The sequence below is a fragment of the Clostridium pacaense genome (genome assembly GCF_020709765.2).
Lineage (GTDB): Bacteria > Bacillota > Clostridia > Lachnospirales > Lachnospiraceae > Enterocloster > Enterocloster hominis.
Genome location: NZ_JAJFEB020000082.1, coordinates 1 through 355, shown reverse-complemented (window position 1 = coordinate 355; position 355 = coordinate 1). Strand labels below are relative to the sequence as shown.

Here is a 355-nt window from a genome sequence, read left to right as displayed (position 1 = left end):
GCCTCGGATGTCTTGTTTATCCTAATTTCTTAGGATACTCAATTCATTTTCTTCAATATGCGGTTTTCAAGGTACGTTGCGGAATCATTTATATAAAATAATTCCTACTGGGCTTAAGTGGACTCGAACCACCGACCTCACGCTTATCAGGCGTGCGCTCTAACCGGCTGAGCTATAAGCCCCGGTTAATTCTGCAATTTTTCAATTTAACATCATTACCTTATTCTATGTTTTCAGTATAAGCAAACCATGCTGCCTGCTTACTGTAAAACTCTTATGGAATCCGGCAGCCACCTGCTCTCCCATGCCGTCTCCAGCATAGTACCATCGGCCGCTTAGGTCTTAACCATCGTGT

1 tRNA gene is annotated in these 355 nt (G+C 43.4%); it reads right to left on the bottom strand.

From position 1 onward, the window contains the following. Positions 1–108: 108 nt before the first annotated feature. Positions 109–182: transfer RNA gene (locus LK536_RS58565), tRNA-Ile, on the bottom strand. Positions 183–355 lie beyond the last annotated feature (173 nt).